The 1150-nt window shown below is 55.8% G+C and carries 1 protein-coding gene; it reads right to left on the bottom strand.

Going from position 1 to position 1150, the window contains the following annotated elements; genetic code table 11:
• A partial coding sequence (locus P0D89_RS53190; protein ID WP_408379672.1) for a contractile injection system protein, VgrG/Pvc8 family occupies window positions 1–426 on the bottom strand: 426 nt, incomplete at its 3' end.
• Window positions 427–1150 lie beyond the last annotated feature (724 nt).

The raw sequence follows: 1150 nt of genomic DNA, 5'->3' as shown, positions 1-1150 counted from the left end.
GACGATAAAGGAGTAGATTCCGGCCTTCTCCAGAAGCGCATGCACGTAATCAAAATCCGTCATCTGGTGCTGGAAGCGCCAGAGAAGAACCGCATACTGGCCACGCAGCCGGAACGATACCTGGTGATCCTTGATGCCGTGCCTGCGCAGAATCTTCTGGATGATCTGCGGTATCGTGAGGTGCTGATAGACCTCCGTGTTGGTGACGGCCTGGAGCCGTCCGAAATGCGATTTCAGGGTAATTTCGTACCTGACATAGTCCTTCGTGGTCTGCACCGTCGAGAAGCGTTCGATGTACCCGGAAAACTTCCTCACGGCGCCATCGTCGGCCACCACGGAAAAGCAGGCGTCCAGGTTCAGGTAATCGGTGCGCGCAAGCTGCTGCGGGTGGGTCAACTCGATGCGCACTTCGGTCGGTGCGCCCATCTTTTCGGTCGTCTTGAATGACACGACCGACAGCGCCGCAGCACTTGACGTGCCGGGTACTTCGAGAAAATATGCTTGCCGGCCCGTGACGCCCTGACGTAATGGATCAAACTCTGCCACTCCCTGCTCCCTGAAAAGGCCAGCGACGCAGCGTTAGCTGCAAAGCTCGTTAACTGACCATTTAAATTCCGACAGGTCAACGAAATGAAATCGAGACAGCCGAGAATTAACAAACATTGACAGAAAGCATGAGGCGTTCAATTCATAGTGCATGTTTTCACGGCTGCACTATGAAAAAAGGCGGCATTGCGCCGCCTTTGCCGGCAGGGATCGAAGCCGGTTAGTGCTTTGTCCATGAAGCGTCCATAGCCGCCAGTTTTGCGTTCACGCCTTGCGCAGCGTCAGCGAGCGTTCCTCGTTTGCTGCCTTTTCTCGCGCGCCCCGTGGGGCCCGAACGGCCGGAGATCGAGTCAGAATACGACCCCTCGCCCGAGCGATTCCCTCTATAAGTGAGTGGCTTCGACCTCTCCTCGATATGGCGTTGCAATGAAACAAGAAAGTCATTGCGTATTCGTACGCGAAGCGTCTAATGAAACATACGTGCGGACTCAGTCAGTTGTCGGTTGTACACCCAGCATCCCTGGCGTGGCGTTGCACAGCGAGCGTCTGTCGGCGCTCCACTCCAAGGAGCAGGTCATGCAATATCCGCTGTATGTCCACCGGG

Source organism: Paraburkholderia sp. RL18-085-BIA-A, assembly GCF_046027075.1.
Taxonomy (GTDB): Bacteria; Pseudomonadota; Gammaproteobacteria; order Burkholderiales; family Burkholderiaceae; genus Paraburkholderia.
Note: the sequence above shows the minus strand (reverse complement) of the source record. Positions and strands in the feature narration are given on the sequence as shown.